Consider the following 26,493-nt stretch of genomic DNA (forward strand, 5'->3'; position numbering starts at 1 on the left):
GCATGTCGGAGCCGACCGTCAGCGAGGTGCAGGCATGAGTGAGCACGAGGAATTCGCCGCCTCGGTACGCGCGCTGCTCACCAAGCACGCGGGCCGCGACGCCGTGCGCGCCGCGATGGACACCGAACTCGGCTACGACCCGAAGCTGTGGCGGCTGCTCTGCGAGCAGATCGGCGTCGCGGCGCTCGCCGTGCCCGAGGAGTACGGCGGCTTCGGCGCTTCGCTGGTCGAATCCCTGCTGGTGGTAACCGAACTGGGCCGGACGCTGGCGGGTGTGCCGATGCTCGGTTCGGCCGTGCTCGGCGCGCAGGCCGTTTTGCTCTCCGGCGACGAGGACGCCTGCGCGCGACTGCTGCCCGGCGTCGCGGAAGGCACGACGACGCTCGCGGTGTGCTGGGCGAGCGCGACCGGCTGGGACGTGCCCGGTGTGCACGCCGATGGCGAGAAGCTCTGCGGCACAGCTCATTACGTGCTGGACGGCGTGCAGGCCGATACGTTGCTCGTGGTCACCGCGAGCGGGCTGTTCGAGGTAGAGGCGGGCGCCGCCGGGATCACCCGGCGTCCGGTCGCGACCATGGACCCGACGCGCAAGCTCGCCGAGATCGGCTTCGACGGCGTCGCCGCGCGCAAGCTCGGCACCGGCGATCCGGTCGCGCTGACCACGCGGCTGCGCGAGATCGCTTGGGCCGCAGTGGCCGCCGAGCAGGTCGGGGCGGCCGAGCAGTGCCTGGAGATGACGGTCGAATACGCCAAGTCCCGGGTGCAGTTCGGGCGCGTGATCGGCAGTTTCCAAGCGCTCAAGCATCGGATGGCCGATATGTACGTGCTGCTGGAGTCGGCCAAGTCGGCGTCCTACGCCGCCACCGCCGCGGTCGCCGAGGGGCTTCCGTCGGCCGCCGAGGACGTGTGGGTCGCGCGGACGCAGTGCTCCGAGGCGCTGACCGAGATCGTCTCCGAGACCGTGCAGCTGCACGGTGGCATCGCGATCACCTGGGAGCACGACGCGCACCTGTTCTTCAAGCGCGCGCACGGCGACGCCCAGCTCTTCGGCACGCCGCACCGGCCGCTGGCGCATACCTAGCGCCAGCGCTTCGCGGGCCCCGGTGAGTCCTCGACTCGCCGGGGCCTTCGCCGTTCTTCCACACACCTTCCACACGGTTCACATAGGCACCGCCTATGTGAGGAGTGTGAAAGGTGTGTGGAAGCGAGTTGGCGGTGCGCAGTGCACGGCGATCTGTGGTGGGCTGTCTCACGGTAAATAGATAGTTAGCTTATGTAATAATATTTGGGTGCAGCGTGCTCCCTTGACGACAGCAGACATCGTGGTCGATCTCCTCGTCATCGCGGGCAGGCTTACCCGGCTGGCCGGGGCGATCGGCGACGACGATCTGCCGCGAGCCGTGCTGCGGGCCCTTGCCGTCCTGGACGAGCACGGCGCGGTGCGGGTCAGCGAATTCGCCAGGATCGATCGATGCTCCCAACCGGCGGCAACGGCGCTGCTCGGGCGGCTCGTCGAAGACGGATTCGCGACGAGGACCAAGGACCCCGAGGACTCGCGGGCGGTCGTCGTCGACCTCACCCCGGCCGGACGCGAGCGACTGGCCCGAGCCCGCGCCGCCTACGGCACGGCCATGGCCGCCCGGCTCGCCGAATTCGACGTCGAACGACTCGAGCGAATGGAAACCGATCTGAATGAACTGCTGGAAGCGCTGAAAAAGGCGGCTCCCCAGCACGATCCGTCGAGGGAACACCTATGAGCGAACGAAGTGAGCGAGGCGCAGGCATGAGCACCGTGATCACCCGCGCCGATACCAGCGCGCCCACGTCGACCAAACAGCCGAAGGCGGTCTGGGCGGTTGCCTTCGCCAGCGTCATCGCCTTCATGGGCATCGGCTTGGTCGACCCGATCCTGAAGCCGATCGGCGAGCAACTGCACGCCTCGCCGTCGCAGGTCTCGCTGCTGTTCACCAGCTACATGCTGGTGACGGGCGTTGCGATGCTGGTAACGGGCGTGGTGTCCAGCCGCTTCGGCGCGAAGAAGACGTTGCTCGCCGGTTTGGCCATCATCGTCGTGTTCGCGGCGCTGGCGGGCATGTCCGGCACCGTCGGGGAGATCGTCGGTTTCCGCGCGGGCTGGGGTCTCGGCAACGCGCTGTTCATCGCGACCGCGTTGGCCACCATCGTCGGCGCGGCGAGCGGCGGCGTCGCGCGCGCCATCATCCTGTACGAGGCGGCGCTCGGCATCGGCATCGCGACCGGCCCGCTGGTCGGCGGCGTGCTCGGCGGAATCAGTTGGCGCGGACCGTTCTTCGGCGTCTCGGTGCTGATGGCGATCGCGTTCGTCTGCATCGTCGTGCTGCTGCCCGAGGGCCCGAAGCCGGAACATCGCACCTCGCTCGCCGCACCGTTCCAGGCGCTGCGCCACCGCGGACTGCTCACCGTCAGCATCACCGCGCTGCTCTACAACTTCGGCTTCTTCACCCTGCTCGCCTACACCCCGTTCCCGCTGGACATGGGCACCTACGCGATCGGCTTCATCTTCTGCGGCTGGGGCATTCTGCTCGCGATCGCCTCGGTCTTCCTGGCTCCCGGCTTGCAGCGCCGGTTCGGAACGCTGCCGATGATGGGTCTCGCGCTCGGGTTGTTCGCCGCGGACCTCGCGGTGATGGCGCTGTTCGCGGAGCACAAGACGGTGCTGATCGTCGGCACGGTGCTCGCCGGTCTGTTCCTCGGCGTGAACAACACCCTCATCACCGAGGCCGTGATGATCTCCGCGCCGGTGGAGCGTTCCACCGCGTCGGCGGCCTACAGCTTCGTCCGATTCGCCGGTGGCGCCGCCGCGCCGTGGCTGGCGGGCAAGCTCGGCGAGCACAGCATCGCGCTGCCGTTCTGGGTGGGCGCGGCTTGCACCGCCGCCGCCGTGCTCGTCCTGGTGGTGGGACGTGCCGCGCTCGCCCACATCGACGAGCACGATCCCGCGCCGCATTCGGTGGAAGAGGCGCAGGCGATCACCGTCGGCGACTGAGATTTTTCGCGGGCCCCGCTGTCGCGGCGGGGCCCGTTTCGGGGTCCGGAACCTGTCACCCGTTCGGCGTACCGTCGAGAATATGACCGAAGAGCAGCGAGGCCGCGTCAAGGTCGCGACCAGCCAGAAGCGAGTCCGGGTTTATCTCGGCGGGCACCTGGTGGCCGATACGGACCGCCCGGTGCTGGTATGGGAGATCCCCTACTACCCGACCTACTACATCCCCGTCGCCGATCTGCGCGCCAAAATCGAGCCGAACGGCGAGACCACCCATTCCCCCAGCCGTGGCGAGGCCACGGTGTACGACGTGATCGTCGACGGCGTCACCGCGCCGGGAGGCGCGCTGCGCTACCACGATTCCCCGCTGCCGGAACTGAACGAGCTGGTCCGGCTGGACTGGGACGCCATGGGCGACTGGTTCGAGGAGGACGAGCCGGTCTACGTCCATCCGCGCGATCCGTATTCACGCGTCGACATCCTCGGCAGCTCCCGGCACATCCGGATCGAGATCGGCGGCGTCGCCGTCGCGGACTCCCACAGCCCGCGCATCCTCTTCGAAACCGGCCTTCCCGCACGCTATTACCTCCCCCTCACCGACGTGCGCCTCGACCTCCTACATCCCTCCGACACCCACTCCCGCTGCCCCTACAAGGGCACCGCCGACTACTGGACCGTCCGCATCGGCGACAAGGAATACCCCGACATCGCCTGGGTCTACCGCACCCCGCTACCCGAGAGCCAGAAGATCGCGGGCATGGCGTGCTTCTACAACGAGAAGGTCGACGTCTGGATCGACGGCGTGCTCGAGGAACGCCCCCGCTCTCCCTTCAGCTGAAAACCCCTCGACGCCGGATATACGCGCTGATATCTTCGATATACGCGGAGATATCAGGAGGTGCGCCATGGCTCGGACGGTGATCGACCTCGATGACGAACTCGTCGCCGATGTCGCCAAGGAACTCGGCACCGGCACCAAGAAGGACACCGTCAACGCGGCGCTGCGGGAAGTCCTGGAGACCCGCCGCCGGGCGCTGGCGCTCACCCGTTTGCAGGATGCCGTCGCCGAGGGCGCTTTCGACCTGGACATCCTCGAGAACAAGCGGGACTACCGGCGGTGAGTGCGGCGCGGTTCCTGATCGACACCAGCGCGCTGGTTCCGATCATGCGCCAGGATCCGGATTCCTTTGCTTGGCAACGCGCGGTCGCCGCGGGACTGGTCGCGATCTGCCCGATCGTGGAACTCGAGTTCTTCTACACCGCCCGCTCCGCCGCCGACCGCGAACGCACTATCGACGACATGCGCGTGCTATTCGGCTGGGAACCGATCGACGACCGCGCCTACGCCCGAGCCTGGGAAGTCCAGGGCGAACTGACGAAACGCGGCAAGCACCGCAGCGCGGGCCCGGTCGACCTCGTCCTCGCCGCCACCGCCGAACTCCGCGGCCTCAGCCTCCTCCACCGCGACCACGACTTCGACCAGATCGTCGCCATCACCGGCCAGCCCCACCGCTGGCTCGGCAAAGGCGACAACGACTTGGATTAGTCGGCGGCGCCTCGCTTTTGGGGTCTAAACCCACAAGAACTTGCGCGACAGCAAAACCCAGCTGACCAGTTGCCCGAGGTACAGGAGGGCGCCGCCCGACCAGGCCAACCAGTGCCAGGCGAAATTCATGGATGGAATCGCCCAGATGAGGCCTACCAACGGCACGATGGGGATGATCAATGCGAAGGCCATGCGCATCGGCGCTTGGCTCCATCCGGTCTGGTAGACGGTCGTCCGGATGTAGTTCTCCCAGCCGAAAACGCGGGCGTCTTCGCATTTTTCGGTGATCACCGGGCGCAGGCGGCCGTTGATGTACTCACCCATGTGCTGGGCGTGGATCGTGTAGGTCTGATAGAGCAGGCCGAGAGCCACCGAGACGTAGGGGATTACGAGGAGCAGTTGGGGCGCCACCCGCTGCGACAGCACGAAAGCGGCGATCGCTGTGGTGACCGAGATGTTCAGATTCATGACGGTCCGCTGCCCACGGCCGATCTCGTCCAGCTCGTTGCGCAACGCGACGAACTCCGCCAAGGCCGCGTCCAATACCCGCCGCGCCGACTCGTCAGCGGTCGTGCTCACGGGACCTCCCCTCCCGAGCGAACGGCGATAGCTCATGCGCACCGCTGATATTCATGATGCCGGATGGCTCCCCCGCCGAACGTCGGTTTCTAGACGAAACTTCCAGATTCCCCTACGTTCACCTTCCAAGACGAGACTGCCTCTTTCCGCCGCCCGCACCGGAACTTCACCGGACACCCGACCCAGTCGGCGAGGTCGGACCGGCCGCAGCGCCTCGGCAGCGCGCGGCTGGGCGTCACACGGCGATCGGGGTTTGGGTGGGGGTGCGGCGGTAGTGGCCTGGGGCCTCGCCGTAGGCGCGTTTGAAGGCCTTGGCGAAGGCGAATTCGGAGGTGTAGCCGACTTTTCGGGCGATGGTGTGCAAGGGGGCGTCGGTGTCGCGGAGGAGGCGGGCGGCGGTGAGGAGGCGCCAGCGGGTGACGTAGGAGAGTGGGGGTTCGCCGACGGTGGCGGTGAAGCGGCGGGCCAGGGTGGCGCGGGAGACACCGGCGATGTCGCTGAGGTCGGGGACGGTCCAGGCGCGGGCCGGGTCTTCATGGACGGCGCGCAGGGCGGCGGCGACGGCGGGGTCGGCGAAGGCGGCCGCCCAACCGGTGGGGTGGGCGTCGGCCTGTTCGTCGAACCAAGCGCGCAGGATGAACAGCAGCATGGTCTCCAGCAGTGCGGGCACCGCGGCATCGCTGCCCTGGCGCGGTTCGGCGATCTCGGCGGCGAGCAGATCCACCGCACCGCGCAGCGCGGGATGACGGCCGGGGCGGGCGGGCAGGTGGATGAACTCGGGCAGTTCGTCGAGCAGCGGGTGCGACCGGGCTCTACCGAGTTCGTATGCGCCGCAGAGTAGTTCGGCCCGCAACCCCGGCCCGGGGATCTCGCGCGGCTCGCCAGGCCGAGCGGTTTCGGTGACCGGGCTCTCGAGATCGTCGACCAGATCGTGATCGGCGCCGCGCGGCATGAACAGCACGTCGCCGACACCGAGCGCGATCGGTTCACCGCCGGGCGGGACCGCCCAGCAGGATCCGCGCAGCACGACATGGAACCCCGCGCCGGGCACCACCGGATAGCGGCGACCCCACGGCGCGTGCCTGATGAACAAGCCGGACGCCGGATAGCCGGTGCGAATGGCCGCTATGGTCTCGCTGAGGATGTCCACGGCAGCAACAATACGCTCAGTCGTTGAGCGTTTCAGACATGAATGTGAGCTTGTAAGCCATTCATTTGCTCGCATCGTGCCCATAAGGTCATTTGCATGACACAGCGGACGACCTCCCCCACCATCGCCGTCTACGGTGCCACCGGCCACACCGGCGGCCACCTGCTCGCCGAACTCCACCGCCGCGGCCTCACCCCGATCCTGGTGGGCCGCAACGCCGATCGCATGCGTGCCGCCGCCGAAGCCGCGGACCTGACGAACGCCGAGATCCGTGTCGCCGACCTCACCGACCACGCCGCCCTTGTCGCCGCGTTCACCGGCGCCGACGCGGTGATCAGCAGCCTCTCCGCCTACGTGCGCAACGGCGAACCGGTCCTGGCCGCCGCCATCGCCGCGGGCGCGCACTACACCGACATCTCCGGCGAACAGCTGTTCCTGAAGAAGGTCTTCGACGATTACGCCACCGAGGCCGAAACAGCGGGTGTCACAGTCGTTTCCGGTATCACGGACAACAATATCGCGGGCGACCTGCTCGCCAATCTCGTCGCGCGCCGGGTGAACGGCCCGGCGGAGATCGTCATCAGCCACCTGAGCAAGAGCGGGGGCAACGGCTCGAAGGGCAGCGCCAAGACGGTGTTCGCCAGCCTCGACTGGTTCAGCAGCGGCGGTTGGCATTTCGCGGACGGCGAGCTGCGCACCGGTCCCGCGCGGCATCCGGAGGTGACCTTCCCGGGAGACTCCGCGCCCACCGCCGTCGGGAAGTTCCCGCAGCCGCCGGTGCTCACCGTCCCGCGGCACACCGAGGTCGCGTCGGTGGAGGGCGTCCTCGCCGCCGAGATCCTCAGCACGCTGGGCTCTTTCACCGAGGAGCTCATCGAGCAGATTCCCGACGAGCCGAGTTCGGACCTGCGCTACCAGGTGATCGTGGACGCGCACAGCGACGGCCAGGTGGTGCGCGGCGTGGTCGACGGTGTGGACTCCTACCGTGATTCCGCCCTGCTGGCCGTCGAGATCGCGACCCGATTGGCCGCCGGGTCCGCCAAGCCGGGCGCGCTGGCACCGGCCGAAGCGTTCGAGCCCGCCGAATTCCTCGACGCCCTCGCCCGTTTCGGTATCACGTGGCGCATCGAGGAGTCCTGAGCTCAGCGAGTGGCGAGTTTCGCCGCCACTGGGTCGCCCCGAGTGGAACAAGCTGGACGAAGTCAGCGCGCTGCGAGTCCTCCGCCACCAGGCCGGCCCCGAGCGGAACTAGCCAGCCGAGCCCGGCATCGGGTGAGGACCGCGCGCGACCTCCTCCTCCGCGCCGAGCCGGTCGAGCACGGCGACGAGGCATAGAGTCGAGAGATGACCGACGACCGGCCCGCGCTGGCCATCGCACTCGACTTGACGCCGCACCCCGAGGGCGGCTGGTATCGCCAAACATGGCGCAGCCCGGTGGAATTCACGCCCGACGGCTATCCGGGATCGCGCGCCGCGGCGACGGCGATCCATTTCCTGCTGATGCCGGGTGAGCGCTCGGCCCCGCACACGGTGCGCTCCGACGAGCTGTGGCTCTGGCACCGCGGCGGACCGCTCGCGCTCGACATCGGCGGCGAGGAAATCGTCCTCGGTCCCGATGTCGAGCGCGGTCAGCTGTTGCACGCCGTGGTTCCCGGCGGTGTCAGCCAGGCCGCGCGGCCGCTCGGCGACGAGTACGTGCTGGTGAGCTGCATCGTCGCTCCGGGCTTCGATTTCGACGACTTCCGGCTCGACTGAGCCGTCGCCCGCCGCGCACGGCCGGGGCGAACGCAAAGGTAGGCCTACTTCGGAACCTCGATCACACCCTCGTCGACCGCCCACTTGATGGTCTTCTCCAACTGCGGGCAGCTCTCGGGACGACCCGGGCGGCCGCCCGACGCGGCGAGCTCGGCGAAGACCGGGCAGTGCGTTTCGGGCGGCTCCGTCCACTGCACGGAGGTCTGGTGCGAGCTGGATTTGCGCACCAGCACCTCGCTCCGGCAGGCCTGACACCGCAACGGCGTCAGGCCCTCCTCCAGGTAGCGCTGTTTGTCGACCACGGTCTGGGCCTGCACCGCCGCCCGCCGCGCGGGCTGATCGGCGAAGTCCGGCGCCTTGGCCCAGGTGGCGGCCATCAGACCCCGGCCTCTGCTTCCTTCGTCGCCTGCTCGGCCTCTTCGGCTTCGCGCTTGCGACGCAGGTTCTCCGCGACCTCGGCTTCCCACGCCTCGTTCGCCTTGGTGGTGTCCACCTCGAACTCGAAGCGCTGGGTCATCTTCTCGGTGACGTCGGCGGCGTCCACGTAGAACTGGTCGTACCAGCGGCGCAGCTGGTACACCGGGCCGTCCTCCTCGCACAGCAGCGGGTTCTCGACCTTGGACTTGTGCTTCCAGATCTCGACATCCTGCAGGAAGCCGACGCTGATGCCCTCGGTCATCTTCTCGGCCAGCTTGTCGGCCATCTCGCCGTCGACGCCCTTCGGCTTCTCCAGCGTGATGCCCCACTGCAGCATGAACGAGTCCTGCGTGACCGGGTAGTGGCAGTTGATCAGGACGCTCTTGACCTCGTAACCGCTGTAGATGTTGATCAGCGGGTTGATCATGTACGAGGGGCCGAAGTACGAGGCCTCGGACTTCAGCAACGTGTCGCCGCCGTACTTGGAGGCCATACCGATGTCGGGCCTGCCCTTGGTCTCCAGGAACTGGGTGGCGATGTGTCCCTCGAAGACGTTCTTGAAGTACGTCGGGAAGGCGAAGTGGATGTAGAAGAAGTGGGCCATGTCGACCACGTTGTCGATGATCTCGCGGCAGTTCGCGCCCTCGATGAGCATCGAGTTCCACGTCCAGTCCGTCCAGCCGCTGTCGAGCTGGTCGGTCGGGTTGCCGTCCGCGTCGGTGTACGGCCCCTCGATGTGCGGGATGGTGATCTCCGGCGGCGGCTCGTTGCCCTCGTGGTCGTGCCAGACGAACAGCTGACCGTTGCGCTCCAGCGTCGTCCACTTCCTGGTGCGCGCCAGCGGCGGCACGCGCCGCGCGTAAGGGATGGAGCTGCACTTGCCGTTGACACCGGACCAGCGCCAGTCGTGGAACGGGCAGGCGATGTCGTCGCCCTTGACCTCGCCCATGCTCAGGTCGCCGCCCATGTGCCTGCAGTAGGCGTCGAGCACCCGCAGTTCGCCCGCGCTGTCGACCCAGACCACCAGCTTGGTACCGAACACGTTCACCGCGTGCGGCTTACCGTCCCGGAACGTCTTGGCCAGGCCGAGGCAATGCCATCCCCGCGCATAGCGGGTAGGCGCCGAGCCGACATCCAGCTCCCTGTGCTTACCCACCCCGCCGGCTCCGCCGGCTGCCGACCCCGAGGCCCTTGCACCGCTCCCCTTGGGGGTAACTGCCATCGCGATTCTCCTCCTTCTGTACTAGAACACGTTACAAAAATGTCCCGCTTCATGCCAGCGATTCGGCTCACTTCCTGCGCATGTGCATTCACGACCTGCGATGAACGCCGGTTCTCGACAGAAATAAGAACCTGTTCTAGTCTCAGAGGCAAATGAGTACCGGTTACCAATCCGACCAGGCAGGAGCAGGTCCCGAGATGACGCAAGAAGTGACCGAGCGGGTCGAAGCGCTGTTGCCGACACTGCGTGAGCGCGCGCAGGAGGCCGAGGACCTGCGGCGCATCCCCGACGAATCGATCAAGGCGCTCCAAGAGACCGGCTTCTTCCGACTGCTGCAGCCCAAGCAGTGGGGCGGACACGCCGCCGACCCGGTCGTCTTCTACGACACCGTCCGCAAGCTGGCCAGCGCGTGCGGTTCCACCGGTTGGGTGGCGGGCATCGTCGGCGTGCACAACTGGCACCTCGCGCTGTTCGACCAGCAGGCGCAAGAGGACGTATGGGGCGAGGACACCGAGGTGCGGATCTCCTCGTCCTACGCCCCGATGGGCGCGGGCACCGTGGTGGACGGCGGCTACATCGTCAAGGGCGCGTGGGCCTGGTCCTCCGGCTCCGACCACGCCACCTGGGCGGTGCTCGGTGGTCCGGTCATCAAGGACGGCAAGCCGGTCGACTTCGGCAGCTTCCTCATCCCGCGCACCGACTACCGCATCGACGACGTGTGGAACGTGGTCGGCCTGCGCGGCACCGGCTCCAACACCGTTGTGGTGGAGGACGTTTTCGTGCCCAAGCACCGGTTCCTGAGCTTCCGCGCCATGAGCGAGCTGAAATCGCCCGGCCTGGCGCAGAACCCGGACCCGGTCTACAAGATGCCGTGGGGCACCATCCATCCCACCACGATCTCCGCGCCGATCGTCGGCATGGCCTACGGCGCCTACGCCGCGCACGTCGAGCACCAGGGCAAGCGGGTGCGCGCGGCCTTCGCCGGCGAGAAGGCCAAGGACGACCCGTTCACCAAGGTCCGCGTCGCCGAGGCGTCCAGCGATATCGACGCGGCGTGGCGCCAGCTCTCCGGCAACGTCGCCGACGAATACGCACTGCTGGTGGCGGGCAAGGAGATTCCGTTCGACCTGCGGGTCCGGGCCCGCCGCGACCAGGTGCGCGCGACCGGGCGGGCGATCGCCTCGATCGACAAGCTCTTCGAGGCCTCGGGCGCCACGGCGCTGGCCAATGGCACTCCGCTGCAGCGCTTCTGGCGCGACGCGCACGCGGGCCGGGTGCACGCGGCCAACGATCCCGAGCGCGCGTACGTCATGTACGGCACCCACGAGTTCGGCCTTCCGGTGACCGACGGGATGGTGTGATGACCTCGACGGTGGAGCTCACCTACGAATCGACCTCGCGCTACGCGCAGGTGCGGCCGGATCTGCGGCTGCACTACCACGAGGCGGGCACCGGCAACGGTCCGACGATCGTGCTGCTGCACGGCGGCGGCCCCGGTGCGTCGTCCTGGTCGAATTTCGCACGCAACATCCCGGTGCTGGCGCAGAATTTCCATGTGCTCGCGGTGGATCAGCCGGGTTTCGGCAAGTCGGACAAGCCGGTCGAGCATCCGCAGTACTTCGCGCACTCCGCGTCGGCGCTGAAGGATCTGCTCGACCACCTGGAGATCACCGACCGGGTGCACATCCTCGGCAATTCGCTCGGCGGCGGCGCGGCGGTCCGGTTCGCGCTGGACTACCCCGAGCGCGCGGGCAAGCTGGTGCTGATGGGCCCCGGCGGACTCAGCCTCAACGCCTTCGCGCCGGACCCGACCGAGGGCGTGAAGCTGCTCTCCCGCTTCAACTTCGAGCCGACGAGGGCGAATCTCGAAGCGTTCCTGCGGATCATGGTCTTCGACCAGAAGCTGATCACCGAGGAACTGATCGACGAGCGCTTCGAATCGGCCAAGACTCCCGAGGCGCTGGCCGCGACCCGCGCCATGGGCAAGTCGTTCTCCGGACCCGATTTCGAGCTCGGCATGCTCTGGCGCGACGCCTACAAGCTGCGCCAACCGGTGCTGCTGATCTGGGGCCGCGAGGATCGGGTCAACCCGCTCGACGGCGCCATCATCGCGACCAAGATGATCCCGCGGGTGCAGTTGCACGTGTTCGGCGGCTGCGGCCACTGGGCGCAACTGGAGAAGTTCCACGAATTCAACCGGCTGGCAACGGACTTCCTGTCCGGATCCGGCAAGGAGAAGTAGACATGGGCATTCGATCGCTCGGCTATCTGCGCATCGAGGCCACCGACATGGCGGCCTGGCGCGAATACGGCCTCAAGGTGCTCGGCATGGTGGAGGGCAAGGGCAGCGTCCCGGACGCGCTCTACCTGCGAATGGACGAATTCCCGGCCCGGCTGGTCATCGTCCCCGGCGAGAAGGACCGGCTGCAGGTCTCCGGCTGGGAGACGGCCAATGCCGAAGAGCTGCAAGACATCCGGAATCGGTTGGAGGCCGCTGGCGTGCCCTACAAGGAGGGCACCGCGGCGGAGAAGGCCGACCGGCGCGTCTACGAGCTGATCAGTTTCGAGGACCCGTCCGGCAACGTGCTCGAGGCGTTCCACGGCGTCGCGTTGGAGCACCGGCGGGTCGTCAGCCCGTACGGGCACCGGTTCGTCACCGAGGAGCAGGGTCTCGGCCACGTGGTGCTCAGCACCTCCGACGACAAGGCCGCGCTGGAGTTCTACCGCGACGTGCTCGGCTTCCGCCTGCGCGACTCGATGCGGCTGCCACCGCAGATGGTCGGCCGTCCCGCCGACGGCGAACCGGCCTGGCTGCGGTTCTTCGGCTGCAATCCGCGCCACCACTCGCTGGCCTTCCTGCCGATGCCGACCCCGAGCGGCATCGTCCACCTCATGCTCGAGGTGGAGAACGCCGACGACGTCGGACTGGCCCTCGATCGCGCGCTGCGCAAGAAGGTCAAGATGTCGGCCACCCTCGGCAGGCACGTCAACGACAAGATGCTGTCCTTCTACATGAAGACGCCCGGCGGCTTCGACGTCGAATTCGGCTGCGAGGGACTGGAAGTCGACGACCACGACTGGATCGCCAGGGAGTCCACCGCCGTGAGCCTGTGGGGCCACGACTTCACGGTGGGCCAGCGCCAGCAATGACCGACGGGGTGAGCGAGCCTGTGATGGAGACGAAACCGACCACCGACGGACAACCGGTGATCGATCCGCGCCAATTCCGAAACGTGTTGGGGCAGTTCTGTACCGGTATCACCGTCATCACCGCCTTCGGTGACGACGCGGCGCCGATCGGCTTCGCCTGTCAATCGTTCGCCGCCCTGTCCCTCGAACCGCCGCTTGTGCTGTTCTGCCCCACCAAGGCGTCACGCTCCTGGGCGGCGATCGAGAAGACCGGACGCTTCTGCGTCAACATCCTCGCCGAGGATCAACAGCAGCTGTGTGCCCGATTCGGTTCCCGCGAACCCGACAAGTTCGCCGGAACCGATTGGCACACTTCGGATCTGGATCTCCCGGTATTGGACGACGCGCTGGCCACGATCCAGTGCACGGTGGACAGCGTCGTCGACGGCGGCGATCACTACATCGTGATCGGCCGCGTGCAGGTCCTGTCGGAGTCCACGGACTCCGGCAGGCCCCTGCTGTTCTATCGCGGTCAGTACACCGCCATCGAGCCGGAGAAGACGGTGCCCGCGCCGTGGCGGGCCGATCTCGACCACTTCCTGACCACGACGACGCTGGACACCTGGTTGTAGGAGACCGTACCTCCGCCTTCGCTCCGGGCGCGGGCTGGAGACGCACCGCTTCCGCAGCGTCAGAAGTAAGCGTTCCCCTGGTCGGCGCTGACGAACTGCGCCCACTTCTGCGTGCCGTCGGTGTGGTCGGGGCAGGTGTTCCGACCTTCGCGGAACGCTCGCGCCACCTCGCCCGGCGCGGGCACGCGGACGACCCGGCGCGGTCGCGATCTGATCGTGCGCCATGTTTCGGCGAGTTCGCCCAGGCTCAGCACTTCGGGACCGCCGAAATCCGGCGCGCGGCCGAGGGGCGGGCCCTGGATCAGTTCGGCGGCGCGTGCCGCCACGTCCGTCGCGGCGACCGGCTGGAACCGAAAGTCGGTGGGCAGCGGCGCGATCGGCAGCCGTTCCACGCCGTATAGGATCGACGCGATCAGCTCGTGGAATTGCGTCGCGCGCAGAATCGTATGCGGCACACCGCTTTCAGTGACGAGTTGTTCGCAGGCGAGCTTGTTGCGGTAGTAACGGAACGGGATGCGGTCGATGCCGACGATCGAGACGTACAGCAGGTGATCGACACCCGTCGCGGCGGCGAGCAGATTGCGGGTCTGCTCGATGTCGGGCCCGCCGAACTTACGGAAGTCCGAGGCCGCGTGCACGACGGCGTCCACGCCTTCCACCGCTTCCGCGACGCCTTCGCCCGTCCGCAGATCGCCCACGTGCGTGCCCGCGCCCGGTCGGCGCGAGAGGACTCGCACCGCATGCCCCTCCCGGCGAAGCAGCGCGACGATGTGCCTGCCCAGCGCTCCGGTTCCTCCGGCGACAAGAATGTTACCCATGAGTAACTAGTACTCCTCCGTCGTCCCGCACCACAAGTGCGGCGTGCCCGCGAGTCGGATGACAAAACTGCTCAATTGGTGAGCACTTATCTGCGGAGAATCAGAGGGAGAGACCATCCCAGCACCTCGGAGACCACCATGAACCAGCTCGACGGCACCGATGTCCACACCTTCGCGGACTCCGCGCACTGGGAGGCGTGGCTCGCGGCCAACCACGACCGGTCGACCGGCGTCTGGTTGAAGATCGCCAAGAAGAACGCGACGAGCGCGACGCTCAGCATCGCCGAGGCGCTCGACGGCGCACTGTGCTACGGCTGGATCGACAGCCACCGCCGGGCCCTCGACGACGACCACTACCTACAGCGCTACTCGCCGCGCCGCCCGAAAAGCCCGTGGTCGCAGGTCAATGTCGACAAGGTGGAGGCGTTGACCGCCGCGGGGCGGATGCGCGAACCCGGCTTGGCCGCCGTTCGCGCGGCGCGAGCGGACGGGCGCTGGGACGCGGCCTACGAACGGCAGCGCACCGCGACCATCCCGGACGATTTGAGGGCGGCGCTGGAAGGGAACCTGCGGGCGCGCGGGCGATTCGATCAACTCGACCGCACCGGGCAGTACGCGCTGTTCCTGCGGTTGATGAAGACTCGTGGCGAGAGCGAACGCGCCGCGCGACTGCGGCAGATCGTCGAAGAACTCGATCGCAGCGCAAGCTGATCCACCAACGTAGCTCCATTGCTACACGCGGCTACGCCCAATACTCAGCCCTCATCGCCTGGGTTCGAGCAGGAACGCCGACGCCAGGGCGACCACCTCGCGACGGGTGCGATGGCCGTGGTCGGCGGCGAGCAGATGTTTGCCGACCGCGAGGCTGAAGGCCAGCATGCTGCGGGCCTCGATCTCGTCGGGGTCGGTGCAGTAGGTGCCGAACAGTTCGCGCAGATACGCCATGCGCTCGTTGTCCACCCGGCGCAGTCGCTCGGCGACCGCCTCGTCGCGGCGCGCCCAGTCGCGTACGGCCAGGTCGATCGGCCGGAGGCGATCGTCGGAAAAGGTGAGCAGACCGGCGCGCTGGATCTTGGTGCGCGCGTCGCCGCCCTCCTGCTCGACCCGCTCGACCACCGCGCGGGTGCTCTCCTGCTCCCAGGTGTCGAGCATTTCCTCCAGCAGGGCGTTGCGGTCGGCGAAGTGCCCGTAGAACCCGCCCTTGGTGACGCCGAGCGCCGCGGCGATGCTCTCGACGCGCACGGCGTCGGGGCCGCCCGCGGCCAAGGCGACAAGTCCCTGCTCGACCCACCGGCTGCGGGGTGTGCGTGTGACGGCGACCATGCCACCAGTATCGCCGAGGGTGTCGACAGCGGGGGTGGAGCGGTCTACGATCGATGTTATACGGCGACGTATATTTGAAAGCTGTTGCTGCATAAGGATGTTCATGTTCCATTGGACGACAGAGGAGGCCGACGTGACGACTCCGTTCCCGGTGCCGAGCACACGAGCCGAGACGAGACTCCCCGACACCGAGCACACCGAACGTCCGTGGCGAATCCACGAGATCGCCCACGATTTCGTGCTAGAGGATGTCTGGGCGCTGCCGACGCCCGGCGGTCCCGACGATCTGCCCCGCTTGGTGCGGTTCATCGCGAAGGACGACGACACACCACAACCCCTGATCTTCCGTGTCCTGTTCGATATTCGCTGGAAACTCGGCGCGCTGCTCGGCTGGGACGACGCGGACACGAAAGTAGGCACCCGAGTCACCTCGTTGCGCGAGCGGTTGCCCGACGATCTGCGCGCGGGACCACGCGGCCCCGATACCGAGAATCATCCGTTCACGTCGGTCTACCTCACGGACACCGAATGGGCGGCGGAGATGGCCAACCGCACCATGCACGGGGTGATGCACATCGGCTGGGTGCCCGACGGATCCGGGGGTTACCGAGGGCAGATGGCTGTGCTCGTCAAGCCGAACGGGTTGTTCGGCAAGATGTACATGGCGGCGATCAAACCGTTTCGGTACGTGCTCGTGTACCCCGCGTTGATGCGCATCTTCGAGCGCGGCTGGCAGCGGCAGGGCACGTAGCGCGCGCGTCGACGTCGGCCGAGAACCGGCGGTCTCTGCGGCCCCGACGGAATCGCGGCGCACCGTCTGCTGTTCGTGATGGTTTGTACCGGCAAACAGCACTTCGGAGGTTCTGGCCATGCGCGCCAACAGCTCTCGTTTCGACGACAAGATCGCCCTCGTCACGGGCGGCACCAGCGGGATAGGACTCGCGGCCGCACGCCGCCTCCTCGACGAGGGCGCGCGGGTGATCGTCACCGGCCGCGACAAGAGCCGACTGGACGCGGCCGTCGAAGAACTGGGCGGCGGCGAGCGGCTGCTCGGAATCCGCAGCGATGTAGCGGAACTCGGCGACATCGACGCGCTGGCGGACACGATCCGCGAGCGCCACGGTCGCCTCGACGTACTCTTCGCCAATGCGGGCATCGCCGCCTTCCTGCCGACCGCCGACATCACCGAAGCCGAGTTCGACCGCGTCATCGACATCAATTTCAAGGGCGTCTTCTTCACCATCCAGAAGACCCTCCCCCTGCTCGCCGACGAGGCGGCCATCGTCGTCAACGCCTCCTGGGCTTTGCACCGCGGCGTCCCCGGCGCCTCCCTCTACTCCGCCACCAAAGCCGCCGTGCACAGCCTCACCCGCACCCTCGCCGCCGAACTGGCCCCGAGGAGTATCCGAGTCAACTCCGTCAGCCCCGGCTACATCGAAACCCCCTCCTACCGCGAGAACGTCTCCGCCGAAGCCAAAGCCGCCGCCATCGCCGCCGTCGCCGCGGGCCGCCTCGGCACCCCCGAGGACATCGCCGACGCCGTAGCCTTCCTCGCCTCCCCCGAAGCCTCCTACATCAACGGCCAAGACCTCCTCGTCGACGGCGGCCTCATCACCGCCATCCCCGACCGCATGCTGTAGCAGCAGATGGGTCAGCGCCCGGTGCGGGCCGGGCGTTGGCGTGCAGTCCAGCTGGATCAGTGGTCAGGGGTTCGCGCGTGGGTTAATATAAGTATCAACTTATTGAAGGAGGTTGGTATGGCCTTGTTGACGGATCCCGTGGGGATCGCCGGGCTGGTGGCTCGGGAGGTTCGGACCGGGGAGCGGGGTGGGGAGGTTACGCGGATCGCGGTGGCTCGGCGGAGTTATCCGACGGATCAGGCGGATCTGTGGGACGCGTTGACGAATGGGGAGCGGATTCCGCGGTGGTTTCTGCCGGTGAGCGGGGATCTGGAGCTGGGTGGGAAGTACCAGCTCGAGGGGAACGCGAACGGGGTGATCGAGGAGTGCGAGGCGCCGCGGCGGTTCGCGGTGACGTGGGAGATGGGCCCGCAGGTGTCGTGGCTGACGGTGACGCTGAGCGCGAGCGAGGACGGGACCGTTCTGGAGCTCGAGCACGAAGCGCCGGTCGATCCGGAGTTCTGGGCGCAGTACGGTCCGGGGGCTGTGGGCGTCGGCTGGGATCTCGCGCTGCTGGGACTCGGTCTGCACGTAGAGTCCGCGGCGGCGTTGGACGCCGCCGAGGTGCTGACTTTCCACACCACTCCCGAGGGTGTGGAGTTCATCAGGAGGGCCGCCAACGGGTGGGCGGACGCGGCGGTCGCCGACGGCGACGACCCGACCGAGGCGATCACGGCGGCGGACCAGACGGTGACCTTCTACACCACCGAGCCCGAGGACGGCGCCGAGTCCTGATGGTCGCGTCTCCGGCGAAGATCTTCGAGGCGCTCGGCGATCCGATCCGCCGCTACATCCTCGAGCTGGTGGCGGCCGAGGAGCAGCCCGCGGGCGCGCTTGTCGCGGCCGTGCAGCAGCGCGCCTCCATCTCCCAGCCCGGCGTCTCCCAGCATCTCAAGGTGCTGCGCGACGCCGGGTTGGTGAGCGTGCGCGCCGAGGGCACGCGCCGCCTGTACGCGCTCGACCCCGCCGGTCTGGACGCGGCCCGCGCCTGGCTCACCGAATTGACCGAACCGCTGCACCGGTTCAGCCAGCCCCTCGACGCCCTCGCCACCGAAATCGCCCGTGGCAAACGGGCCCGCCGCACCGCCGAGCCGCCCGTCGAGGAGGCGAGCAGGAGCGCGCGGCAGGCGTGAACGGAGCCGCACCGCCGGGAACCAGGCAGCGCCCGAATCAGCCGCGGGCTACGGAGCGCCGCGTGAGCGACAGGCGCGCCGGCCGCCGAGCCGAGCCTCTTCGCGCGGCGCTCACATTTCACACAGCCGGTACCAACCACCGGAACGCCCGGGAGTCGCGACGGCGGAGTTGTTGCGGAAGTACAGATTCGCGCCATCCTTGTAGGGCACCGCGAGGTCGATCTTCCCGCTCCGGTAGATGATGTGGAGGTCATCGGCTGCGACGATGGGCGCGTCTTCCATGCCCGCAAGGAACCCGCTGTAGACCATGGTGTGCGTCTCGCTGGTGACGACACCGTTCTGCACGATGGCCGTCTGGTTGATGACGGCGGTGAAGGTTCCCCATCCGGCGACCGCGCCCGCGCAAGAGTCGGCGTGCGCTCCCGCTCCGGCCGACGCCGTACCTGCGCCGCCGCAGAGCGCGAGTCCCAGAGCCGCCAGTGCCACGAAAGTTCTCATGAACAGACCATGGCTGCCACGGCTCGCGGGCTCCTTAAGAAATGCTCCTAATCAGAAAGCGATGAAAAGGATCTCGTCGCGCGAGTACTCGTGCCCGGGGTGCTTCTCCGCGAGATGCGCCTGGGTCTTGGCGACGAGATCGTCTTCGTCGGCGCCGACGATGGACTCACCGCAGGGGCAGTTCAGGTTTCGCTTCATTGTTCGTCCTAGGTCGCGGTCGGCGGGTCGCCGACCGAATGGAAAGTGATATCAGGGCTTTCGGGCCAGACCGGCGACGATCAGCTGCTCCCACACGGTGAGCTCGCGAACGGGGGTCGGGCCGGTGACGGGGCCGGGCCGCCAGTGCGGGACCGGGACGATACCCGGTTCCACGATCTCGAGATCACCGAAGAGTTCGGCGATCTCCTCGTCGGTGCGCCACCGGCCGCGGCCGAAGGTGGACTGCAACTTCTGCTCTACCGCTTCGGTCTCGGCGTTGTTCCCGGAGCGGAAGTGCGAGATGAAGACCGCGCTGCCGGAGGGGATCTGGTCGGTCCAGAAGCGGACGATCTCCGCCGGGTTCTCGTCGTCGTTGAGGTGGTGCAGGATCGCGCTGAAGACGACGGCGACCGGCTGCTCGAAATCGATCAGCCGGATGACGTCGGGATGCTCGCGAATTCCCTTCGCGTCGCGGACGTCGGCCTGGATGACGACCGTCCGATCGTCGGCCTCCAGCAGCGCGCGCCCGTGCGCGAGGACGATCGGATCGTTGTCGACGTAAACGACTTTGGCGTCCGGCACGTGCCGCTGCGCGACCTGGTGCACGTTGTCGGCGGTCGGCAGGCCGCTGCCGAGGTCGATGAACTGCCGCAGGCCCGCCTTGGCGAGCTCGCCGACGGCGCGAACCAGCACCTCGCGATTGGAGGTCGCGATGACCACCGAACCGGGAAGGTTGTTCTTGAAGTGGTCGCCGATCTCCTGATCGACGGGGTAATAGTCCTTACCGCCGAGCAGGTAGTCGTAAACCCGAGCGATGCTCGGCTTGGACTGATCTATCACGTTCGAGCTATCGGACACATTCGCACCCCCGACTCGCCGGACATTGTCCCCGCCAATAGTAGGAGATCACGCTCGGCCGCGGCAGGCCGTCGGCCTCCGACTGTCAACGACCGCAGCCGAATTCGCCTCGGCACCGGCCCGCGAGCGGTGGCAATCCGCTCGCGGACCGGGATTCTCGAAACCCCGTTTCAGGCGGAAACCGCGGCCTGCTCCCGCTGCAACTCCAGCGCGATGTCGATGAGCTGGTCCTCTTGACCGCCGACGAGCTTGCGCTTGCCCGCGCGGACGAGCATCTCGGCGGCGGAGACGCCGTAGCGTTCGGCCTGGCGCTCGGCGTGCTTGAGGAAGCTCGAGTACACGCCCGCGTAGCCCATCATCAGGGCCTGGCGGTCCAGCAGGCACTCCTGCGGCATGGCCGGGCGGACGACGTCTTCCGCGGCGTCGGCGATGGCGAAGAAATCGATGCCGGTCTTGATGCCCAGCTTGTCGCAGACGCCGACCAGTGCCTCGACCGGCGTGTTACCCGCGCCGGCGCCGAAACGGCGTGCGCTGCCGTCGATCTGGGTCGCGCCCGCGCGAATGGCGTAGATGGAGTTGGCCACCGCGAGATCGAGGTTCTCGTGACCGTGGAACCCCACCTGCGCGTCGTTGCCGAGCTCGGCGACCACGGCCGCGACGCGATCGGAAACCTGTTCCAGGACAAGCGCACCCGCCGAGTCGACGATGTAGACACACTGGCATCCGGCGTCGGCCATGATGCGTGCCTGCTTGGCGAGCACCTCCGGCGGCTGGGTGTGCGACATCATCAGGAAGCCAACGGTTTCCAGCCCGAGCTCGCGAGCCAGTCCGAAGTGCTGGATGGAGACGTCGGCCTCGGTGCAGTGGGTGGCGATGCGGCAGATGGACGCGCCGTTGTCCTGGGAGACCTTGATGTCTTCCTTGACGCCGACGCCGGGCAGCATGAGCACCGCGATCTTGGCCTGCTTGGCCGTCTGCGCGGCGATCGTGACCAATTCCTGCTCAGGAGTTTTGGAAAAACCGTAGTTGAACGAGGAACCGCCGAGTCCGTCGCCGTGGGTCACCTCGATGACCGGAACGCCCGCGCCGTCGAGTGCGGCGACGATGTCGCGCACCTCGGTGGCGGTGAACTGGTGGCGCTTGTGGTGCGAGCCGTCGCGCAGCGAGGTGTCGGTGACGCGGATGTCGAGTTCTGCTGAGTAAGCCATGGGGACTGCTCCTTACACCCGGCTCGTAGCGATTTGCTGTGCCATGACCTCGCCGACCTTCGTGGCCGCGGCGGTCATGATGTCGAGGTTGCCCGCGTACGGGGGCAGGAAGTCGCCCGCGCCCTCGACCTCGACGAAGACCGAAACCTTCGCCAGGCCACCGGAAACCACCGACGGCTCGTCGAACTGCGGTTCGTTGAGCAGGCGGTAGCCGGGCACGTACTGCTGGATGTCGGCGACCATCCGGTGGACGGAGTCCGCGATCGCGTCGGTGTCGGCGTCCTCCGGGATGGCGCAGAAAATGGTGTCGCGCATGATCATCGGCGGCTCGGCCGGGTTCAGGATGATGATCGCCTTGCCGCGCTCGGCGCCGCCGATGGTCTCCACGCCGCGGCTGGTGGTCTTGGTGAACTCGTCGATGTTGGCGCGGGTGCCCGGACCGGCGGACACCGACGACACCGAGGCGACGATCTCGGCGTACGGCACCGGCACGACGCGCGACACCGCCGCGACGATCGGGATGGTGGCCTGGCCGCCGCAGGTGATCATGTTGACGTTCGGCGCGTCCAGGTTGGCGCCGAGGTTCACCGGCGGCACCACGGCGGGACCCACCGCGGCCGGGGTGAGGTCCACCGCGCGGATACCCGCCTCGGCGTACTTCGGCGCGGCGGCGCGGTGCACGTAGGCCGAGGTGGCCTCGAAGACCAGGTCCGGCAGCTCGGACTGGCCGAGCAACCAGTCGACGCCCTCGTGCGAGGTCTCCAGCCCGAGCCCGCGGGCCCGCTTCAGGCCCTCGCTCTCCGGATCGATGCCGATCATCCAGCGCGGCTCGATGACCTCCGAGCGCAGCAGCTTGTAGAGCAGATCGGTGCTGATGTTGCCGGACCCGACGATCGCGGCGGTGACGGTCCCGTTGGACACGACAGGCCTCCTAAATGAATTGCAAACGGACGGAACCGAGTCCGGCGAACTCGGCGTGGAACTTGTCGCCAGGACGGGCGTCGATGGCGCGGGTGCAGGAGCCTGGCAGCACGACGTCGCCCTTCTTCAGCCGCACGCCGAACGAGGCGACCTTGCGCGCCAGCCAGGCCACCGCGATGACCGGATCGCCGAGCACCGCGTCGCTGCGGCCCTCGGCGACCACCTCGTCGTTGCGGGTGAGCACCGCGTCGATGGCCTTGATGTCGATGTCCTTCGGCGCGACCCGTTCGGGTCCGAGCACGTAACCGGCCGAGGACGCATTGTCCGAGATGGTGTCGCACAGGCCGATGTTCCAGTCCTTGATCCTGGAATCGATCAGCTCGATCGACGGCGCGAAAGCGACGGTCGCGGCGAGCACGTCCTCCTCGGTGCAGTCCGCGCCGGGCAGGTCGGCGCCGAGCACGAACCCGACCTCGACCTCGACGCGCGGGAAGAGGTAGCGGTTCGCCTCTACCGGAATATCTTCGAACACTTGCATTTCCGCGAGCAGGTGCCCGTAGTCGGGCTCGTCCACGCCCATCATCTGCTGCATGGCCTTGGACGAGAGGCCGACCTTGTGGCCGACCACGCGCGCGCCGCTGTCGAGGCGGCGGCGGATGTTGATCAGCTGGATCTCGTAGGCGTCGACCACGTCGATGTCGGGGTATCGCGCGACCAGCGGGTCGATGGCGACCCGATCGTTCTCGGCCCGCGCGAGTTCGTCGGCGAGTTCGGTTCGTACCGCGTCGGACAGCACGCTAATTTCCTTCCGCTGTTGCTTTTTCGAGGACTGTGTTCAACTCGCGCCGCTCCCGGTCCCCTTCGTGGTCACGCTGGCTACCGCCTCCGTGGCCGTCGCTCGCGCCGCCACCTGTTCGCCCGCCGCGGACCGTCCCGCGCGTCGACCGGAGAAGACGCAGTCGGCCAGCGACAGACCGCTGACGTAGGAATCCGAGCAGATGCCGACCGCGGTCCGTCCCGCGGCGAACAGGCCCGGAATGTCGTCGCCCTCGGCGTTCTTCACCGCACCGGTCTGCTCGTCGACGACAACGCCGCCGAGGGTGAGCATCGGGCACGGGTTGGTCAGGCTCGGCTTGATCCCCACATCCAACAACCAGTACGGGCCGCTGCGCACGGGTTCGGTGAATTCGGCGGGCTTGCCGACCGGGTCGGGCGTGCCGTGCTCGATGGCGGCGTTGTGCGCGTCGACGGTCGCGCGCAGTCCGGCCGGATCGATACCCGCTTTGGCCGCAACGGCTTCCAGCGTCGCGCCGCGCACCGCGTTGCGGCGCATCACCTCGAACTGGGCGCGTTGGAACCAGGTCGCCTGGGTGCGGATCTGCTCGATCGCGGTGCGCATCAGTCGCGCGTCGGCGAGCAGCCAGCCTTTGCCTTCGTGCTCGTTGATCAGCTTGTTGCCGACCGCGGCTCCGTAGCGGGTCTCGTCGATGACGCGGCGGCCGTGCGCGTCGACCAGCACCGAGCCGGTGAAAGCGCTGGGCGGCAGGATGAATCGCCAGGCCGAGACGTTGCCCATGTGGTCGGTCGCCGCGCCGACCTGCCGCGCCATCAGGATGCCGCTGCCATCGTCGCCGGTGGTGCCGAGCGCGAGACCGGCGCGGTACTGCGGACCGTACTCCGCGAGCATGGCGCGATTGGCGATGAAGCCGCCCGCGCTGACCACGACGCCGCGACTGGCCCGCACCCGGATCGTCGTGCCGTAGCGGCGATCGAGCAGGTCGAGGCGCTTCTCCAGCGACTTGCGCAGCGGCGGATAGTAGATGCCCGGTTTGGCGGCGGCCTTGGCCATGCGGCTGTAGCGGTCGCGGACCCGGCCGGGGGCGTCGCGCAGCGATCGGCACTCGACGCCGATCACCTCGCCGTTGTCGTCGGTGATCAATCGCGTTGCGGTGGTGAGGGTTTCGACGCGCACACCGCGACGCGCGGCGGAGGCGGCGAGCGGACCGGTGAGCTGCTTGCCCGAGGTGCCCTTGCCCTTGACGCGGTGGCCGCGCTGCGCGGGCTCGGCGACCTCGCGGCCGTAACCGGAGACCTCGCTGCCGGAGTAGTACAGGTAGTAGCTGTCGTTCGGGTACGAGGTCTTGTACGGGCAGAGCGAGGCCTCGAACGGCACGCCGTGCCCCTTCAGCCACTCGATCATGGCCGGGCTCTCGTCCACGAAACGGCGCAGCGTCGCCGGTGTGACGGCCGTGCCGACCTCGCGTTCCAGATAGGCGAGCATCTGCTCCGGCGTATCGCGCACCCCCGCCTCGCGCTGCACCGACGTGCCGCCACCGGCGTAGATGATGCCGCCGGACAGCGCCGACGCGCCGCCTCCGTTGAACCGCTCCAACACCACTACCTGCGCGCCCGCCTCCGTCGCTGCCAACGCGGCGGACGCACCCGCGGCGCCGTAGCCGACGACGACCACGTCAGCGGTGAGGTCCCATTCGAGGCCCATGTACTTCACTCCGGTCCGAAACTGAAACAAGTTTCCTCGACAAATGGAACGCCGAGCAAGTCTTCTGCCACACAACATAGACCAATGGCGCGTCCATTCTATAACGTGTTCTACATGACAGATCCGGTTCTCGAGCCACACAGCTACGACGTGGTGGTGGTCGGCAGCGGCGCCGCGGGCATGACCGCCGCCCTCACCGCGGCTCACCACGGCCTCAGCGCGGTCATCATCGAAAAGGCCGCGCACTACGGCGGGTCGACCGCGCGCTCCGGTGGCGGCGTGTGGATCCCCGGCAACAAGGCGCTGCGCGCGTCGGGTCGTCCCGACGACCGGGAAGACGCGCGCACCTACCTGCACAGCATCGTCGGCGACGTGGTGCCCAAGGACCGGATCGACACCTACATCGACCGCGGCGCCGAGGCCTTCGACTTCGTCCTCGACCACACCCCGCTGAAGATGAAGTGGGTGCCCGGGTACTCGGACTACTACCCGGAGGCGCCCGGCGGTCTCGGCGAGGGACGCTCCTGCGAGCCCAAGCCGTTCGACATCAAAGTGCTGGGTGCGGAGAAGGACAAGCTGGAGCCTCCGTATGCGAAGGCGCCGCTGAACGTGGTCGTCATGCAGGCGGATTTCGTTCGCCTCAACCTCATCCGCCGCCACCCCAAGGGCATGATGCGCGCCATGCGCGTCGGCGCGCGCACCTACTGGGCGAAGTTCACCGGCAAGCACATCGTCGGCATGGGTCAGGCCATCATCGCCGCCATGCGCAAGGGGCTGCTGGACGCGAACGTGCCGGTGCTGCTGAACACGCCGATGACGGAACTCGTCGTGGAGAACGGCGTGGTCACGGGCGTGCGGGCGCTGGTGGACGGCAAGCCCGTCGTGTTCACCGCGCGCCACGGCGTCGTGCTGGGCAGCGGCGGTTTCGAGCACAACGCGGAGATGCGCGCGAAGTACCAGCGCCAGCCCATCACCACCGAGTGGACGACGGGCGCGGCGGCCAACACCGGCGACGGCATCCGCGCGGGCATCGAGGCGGGCGGCGCGGTCGACTTCATGGAAGACGCCTGGTGGGGGCCGACCGTCTTCAAAGGCGGTCGCCCGTGGTTCGCCCTCGCCGAGCGCAATCTGCCCGGCTGCGTCATCGTCAACCGCGACGGCAAGCGATTCGGTAATGAGTCCGCTCCTTACGTCGAGGCTGGGCACACCATGTACGGCGGCGAATACGGGCAGGGCGAGGGTCCGGGCGAGAACATCCCGGCGTGGCTGGTGTTCGACCAGCGCTATCGCAACCGCTACATCTTCGCCGGATTGCAGCCTGGTCTGCGCTTTCCGTCCCGCTGGATGGAAAACGACAACATCGTCAAGGCCGACAGCCTGGAAGAGCTGGCGACCGCGATCGGCGTGCCCGCGGAAAATCTGGCCGCGACCGTCGAGCGGTTCAACAAGTTCGCCGAGACCGGCACCGACGAGGACTTCGGCCGCGGCAACAGTCACTACGACCGCTACTACGGCGACCCCACGGTGAAGCCGAATCCCTGCCTCGCCGGACTGGTGCAGGGCCCGTTCTACGCGGCCAAGATCGTGCCCGGCGATCTCGGCACCAAGGGCGGTCTGGTCGCCGATTCGGCGGGCCGGGTGCTGCGCGAAGACGGCAGCACCGTCGAGGGCCTCTACGCCTCGGGCAACTGCTCGACGCCGGTCATGGGCCACACCTACGCCGGGCCCGGCGCGACCATCGGACCCGCCATCACCTTCGGCTACCTGGCGGTCCTCGACATCGCCAAGCGCAAGCAGGAGCAGCCCGAGGCGGCCGCCTCCGAGGCGTGACCGCATGCCGTTGCCACAGAGCCACCACACGGTTCGCACAGGCGATGCCTATGTGAACCGTGTGAAAAGTGTGTG

At 67.8% G+C, this 26,493-nt stretch carries 31 protein-coding genes; 18 read left to right on the forward strand and 13 right to left on the reverse strand.

The annotated features are described in order from the left end of the window. The first annotated feature begins 34 nt into the window (after window positions 1-34). The 6 genes from ABZV58_RS13490 (at window position 35) to ABZV58_RS13515 (ending at window position 4,568) form a co-directional block, all read left to right on the forward strand. A complete protein-coding gene (locus ABZV58_RS13490; RefSeq protein ID WP_355000396.1) occupies window positions 35-1,081 on the forward strand; it encodes an acyl-CoA dehydrogenase family protein in 1,047 nt (348 codons plus the stop codon). A 223-nt stretch (window positions 1,082-1,304) separates the two neighbouring features. After that, window positions 1,305-1,757, forward strand: coding sequence for a MarR family transcriptional regulator (locus ABZV58_RS13495; RefSeq protein ID WP_355000397.1), 453 nt, complete (start codon window positions 1,305-1,307; stop codon window positions 1,755-1,757). A 26-nt stretch (window positions 1,758-1,783) separates the two neighbouring features. Then, complete coding sequence (locus tag ABZV58_RS13500; RefSeq protein WP_355000398.1) at window positions 1,784-3,025, forward strand: MFS transporter; 1,242 nt, start codon at window positions 1,784-1,786, stop codon at window positions 3,023-3,025. 82 nt (window positions 3,026-3,107) lie between these two features. Further along, a complete protein-coding gene (locus tag ABZV58_RS13505) occupies window positions 3,108-3,860 on the forward strand; it encodes a DUF427 domain-containing protein (protein ID WP_355000399.1) in 753 nt (250 codons plus the stop codon). 67 nt (window positions 3,861-3,927) lie between these two features. Beyond that, window positions 3,928-4,143, forward strand: a complete 216-nt coding sequence (locus ABZV58_RS13510; RefSeq protein WP_355000400.1) for a type II toxin-antitoxin system VapB family antitoxin — start codon at window positions 3,928-3,930, stop codon at window positions 4,141-4,143. Beyond that, entirely contained in the window at window positions 4,140-4,568 is a 429-nt protein-coding gene (locus ABZV58_RS13515) for a PIN domain nuclease (RefSeq protein ID WP_355000401.1), read from the forward strand. Before ABZV58_RS13510 ends, ABZV58_RS13515 begins: the two co-directional genes overlap by 4 nt. A 24-nt stretch (window positions 4,569-4,592) precedes the next feature. Here the strand turns inward: ABZV58_RS13515 and ABZV58_RS13520 are convergent, their stop codons facing one another. Together ABZV58_RS13520 and ABZV58_RS13525 are read right to left on the reverse strand one after the other, a co-directional pair. Continuing rightward, the gene (locus ABZV58_RS13520) at window positions 4,593-5,147 is read right to left on the reverse strand and encodes a hypothetical protein (RefSeq protein ID WP_355000402.1); all 555 of its coding nucleotides are present in this window, start codon (window positions 5,145-5,147) and stop codon (window positions 4,593-4,595) included. 235 nt (window positions 5,148-5,382) lie between these two features. Further along, complete coding sequence (locus ABZV58_RS13525; RefSeq protein WP_355000403.1) at window positions 5,383-6,297, reverse strand: AraC family transcriptional regulator; 915 nt, start codon at window positions 6,295-6,297, stop codon at window positions 5,383-5,385. Window positions 6,298-6,393: 96 nt separating this feature from the next. Between ABZV58_RS13525 and ABZV58_RS13530 the strand changes: the two genes are divergently transcribed. Both ABZV58_RS13530 and ABZV58_RS13535 read left to right on the forward strand, forming a co-directional pair. Continuing rightward, on the forward strand, window positions 6,394-7,437 hold the full coding sequence (locus tag ABZV58_RS13530; RefSeq protein WP_355000404.1) for a saccharopine dehydrogenase NADP-binding domain-containing protein: 1,044 nt from the start codon (window positions 6,394-6,396) through the stop codon (window positions 7,435-7,437). Window positions 7,438-7,641: 204 nt separating this feature from the next. Then, on the forward strand, window positions 7,642-8,052 hold the full coding sequence (locus ABZV58_RS13535; RefSeq protein ID WP_355000405.1) for a cupin domain-containing protein: 411 nt from the start codon (window positions 7,642-7,644) through the stop codon (window positions 8,050-8,052). A gap of 44 nt (window positions 8,053-8,096) precedes the next feature. On the opposite strand, the gene ABZV58_RS13540 is transcribed toward ABZV58_RS13535, so the two are convergent. Beyond that, window positions 8,097-8,429: a hypothetical protein gene (locus tag ABZV58_RS13540; RefSeq protein WP_355000406.1), complete on the reverse strand. Its 333-nt coding sequence runs from the start codon at window positions 8,427-8,429 to the stop codon at window positions 8,097-8,099. After that, entirely contained in the window at window positions 8,429-9,625 is a 1,197-nt protein-coding gene (locus ABZV58_RS13545) for a Rieske 2Fe-2S domain-containing protein (RefSeq protein WP_355000407.1), read from the reverse strand. The genes ABZV58_RS13540 and ABZV58_RS13545 overlap by 1 nt, the downstream gene beginning before the upstream one ends. A 263-nt stretch (window positions 9,626-9,888) precedes the next feature. Between ABZV58_RS13545 and hsaA the strand changes: the two genes are divergently transcribed. Genes hsaA through hsaB form a run of 4 tightly spaced genes read left to right on the forward strand, consistent with a single transcriptional unit; the run spans window position 9,889 to window position 13,452 of the window. Then, the gene (hsaA, locus tag ABZV58_RS13550) at window positions 9,889-11,052 is read left to right on the forward strand and encodes a 3-hydroxy-9,10-secoandrosta-1,3,5(10)-triene-9,17-dione monooxygenase oxygenase subunit (protein WP_355000408.1); all 1,164 of its coding nucleotides are present in this window, start codon (window positions 9,889-9,891) and stop codon (window positions 11,050-11,052) included. Beyond that, complete coding sequence (gene hsaD / locus ABZV58_RS13555) at window positions 11,052-11,933, forward strand: 4,5:9,10-diseco-3-hydroxy-5,9,17-trioxoandrosta-1(10),2-diene-4-oate hydrolase (protein WP_355000409.1); 882 nt, start codon at window positions 11,052-11,054, stop codon at window positions 11,931-11,933. The genes hsaA and hsaD overlap by 1 nt, the downstream gene beginning before the upstream one ends. Before the next feature lie 2 nt (window positions 11,934-11,935). Then, window positions 11,936-12,841 (forward strand): iron-dependent extradiol dioxygenase HsaC, encoded by a 906-nt coding sequence (hsaC, locus tag ABZV58_RS13560; RefSeq protein WP_355000410.1) that lies wholly within the window; start codon window positions 11,936-11,938, stop codon window positions 12,839-12,841. A 23-nt stretch (window positions 12,842-12,864) separates the two neighbouring features. Further along, complete coding sequence (gene hsaB / locus ABZV58_RS13565) at window positions 12,865-13,452, forward strand: 3-hydroxy-9,10-secoandrosta-1,3,5(10)-triene-9,17-dione monooxygenase reductase subunit (RefSeq protein ID WP_355000411.1); 588 nt, start codon at window positions 12,865-12,867, stop codon at window positions 13,450-13,452. Window positions 13,453-13,511: 59 nt separating this feature from the next. On the opposite strand, the gene ABZV58_RS13570 is transcribed toward hsaB, so the two are convergent. Next, entirely contained in the window at window positions 13,512-14,270 is a 759-nt protein-coding gene (locus ABZV58_RS13570) for an NAD(P)H-binding protein (protein WP_355000412.1), read from the reverse strand. 138 nt (window positions 14,271-14,408) lie between these two features. Here ABZV58_RS13570 and ABZV58_RS13575 point away from each other — a divergent pair, with 138 nt between their 5' ends. Beyond that, entirely contained in the window at window positions 14,409-14,981 is a 573-nt protein-coding gene (locus ABZV58_RS13575) for a YdeI/OmpD-associated family protein (protein ID WP_355000413.1), read from the forward strand. 51 nt (window positions 14,982-15,032) lie between these two features. Here the strand turns inward: ABZV58_RS13575 and ABZV58_RS13580 are convergent, their stop codons facing one another. Further along, entirely contained in the window at window positions 15,033-15,593 is a 561-nt protein-coding gene (locus ABZV58_RS13580; RefSeq protein WP_355000414.1) for a TetR/AcrR family transcriptional regulator, read from the reverse strand. Window positions 15,594-15,726: 133 nt separating this feature from the next. Here ABZV58_RS13580 and ABZV58_RS13585 point away from each other — a divergent pair, with 133 nt between their 5' ends. The 4 genes from ABZV58_RS13585 to ABZV58_RS13600 all read left to right on the forward strand — a co-directional run bounded on the left by ABZV58_RS13585 (window position 15,727) and on the right by ABZV58_RS13600 (window position 18,405). Further along, a complete protein-coding gene (locus ABZV58_RS13585; RefSeq protein ID WP_355000415.1) occupies window positions 15,727-16,344 on the forward strand; it encodes a DUF2867 domain-containing protein in 618 nt (205 codons plus the stop codon). A 118-nt stretch (window positions 16,345-16,462) separates the two neighbouring features. After that, complete coding sequence (locus ABZV58_RS13590; RefSeq protein WP_355000416.1) at window positions 16,463-17,233, forward strand: glucose 1-dehydrogenase; 771 nt, start codon at window positions 16,463-16,465, stop codon at window positions 17,231-17,233. A 117-nt stretch (window positions 17,234-17,350) separates the two neighbouring features. Next, complete coding sequence (locus ABZV58_RS13595; protein ID WP_355000417.1) at window positions 17,351-18,007, forward strand: SRPBCC family protein; 657 nt, start codon at window positions 17,351-17,353, stop codon at window positions 18,005-18,007. Then, the gene (locus ABZV58_RS13600; protein WP_355000418.1) at window positions 18,007-18,405 is read left to right on the forward strand and encodes a metalloregulator ArsR/SmtB family transcription factor; all 399 of its coding nucleotides are present in this window, start codon (window positions 18,007-18,009) and stop codon (window positions 18,403-18,405) included. Before ABZV58_RS13595 ends, ABZV58_RS13600 begins: the two co-directional genes overlap by 1 nt. 111 nt (window positions 18,406-18,516) lie before the next feature. Here ABZV58_RS13600 and ABZV58_RS13605 read toward each other — a convergent pair whose 3' ends face one another. The 7 genes from ABZV58_RS13605 to ABZV58_RS13635 all read right to left on the reverse strand — a co-directional run bounded on the left by ABZV58_RS13605 (window position 18,517) and on the right by ABZV58_RS13635 (window position 24,588). After that, window positions 18,517-18,903, reverse strand: coding sequence for a hypothetical protein (locus ABZV58_RS13605; RefSeq protein ID WP_355000419.1), 387 nt, complete (start codon window positions 18,901-18,903; stop codon window positions 18,517-18,519). A gap of 51 nt (window positions 18,904-18,954) precedes the next feature. Then, window positions 18,955-19,101, reverse strand: coding sequence for a DUF1059 domain-containing protein (locus tag ABZV58_RS13610; protein ID WP_141807638.1), 147 nt, complete (start codon window positions 19,099-19,101; stop codon window positions 18,955-18,957). A 51-nt stretch (window positions 19,102-19,152) separates the two neighbouring features. Continuing rightward, window positions 19,153-19,959 carry an SAM-dependent methyltransferase gene (locus ABZV58_RS13615; protein WP_355000420.1) on the reverse strand — a complete coding sequence of 269 codons (807 nt, stop codon included), beginning with the start codon at window positions 19,957-19,959 and terminating at the stop codon, window positions 19,153-19,155. Between the two features lie 170 nt (window positions 19,960-20,129). Next, window positions 20,130-21,167, reverse strand: a complete 1,038-nt coding sequence (gene dmpG / locus ABZV58_RS13620) for a 4-hydroxy-2-oxovalerate aldolase (RefSeq protein WP_141807640.1) — start codon at window positions 21,165-21,167, stop codon at window positions 20,130-20,132. 12 nt (window positions 21,168-21,179) lie between these two features. After that, a complete protein-coding gene (locus ABZV58_RS13625) occupies window positions 21,180-22,088 on the reverse strand; it encodes an acetaldehyde dehydrogenase (acetylating) (protein ID WP_355000421.1) in 909 nt (302 codons plus the stop codon). Window positions 22,089-22,098: 10 nt separating this feature from the next. Then, window positions 22,099-22,884 (reverse strand): 2-keto-4-pentenoate hydratase, encoded by a 786-nt coding sequence (locus tag ABZV58_RS13630; protein ID WP_355000422.1) that lies wholly within the window; start codon window positions 22,882-22,884, stop codon window positions 22,099-22,101. Between the two features lie 39 nt (window positions 22,885-22,923). Then, on the reverse strand, window positions 22,924-24,588 hold the full coding sequence (locus tag ABZV58_RS13635; RefSeq protein WP_355000561.1) for an FAD-binding protein: 1,665 nt from the start codon (window positions 24,586-24,588) through the stop codon (window positions 22,924-22,926). 114 nt (window positions 24,589-24,702) lie between these two features. On the opposite strand from ABZV58_RS13635, the gene kstD reads away from it, so the two are divergent. Further along, on the forward strand, window positions 24,703-26,418 hold the full coding sequence (gene kstD / locus ABZV58_RS13640) for a 3-oxosteroid 1-dehydrogenase (protein ID WP_355000423.1): 1,716 nt from the start codon (window positions 24,703-24,705) through the stop codon (window positions 26,416-26,418). The last annotated feature ends 75 nt before the right edge of the window (window positions 26,419-26,493 follow it).

Origin of the sequence: Nocardia sp. NPDC004654 (genome assembly GCF_040609595.1) — a bacterium.
Classification (GTDB): Bacteria; Actinomycetota; Actinomycetes; order Mycobacteriales; family Mycobacteriaceae; genus Nocardia.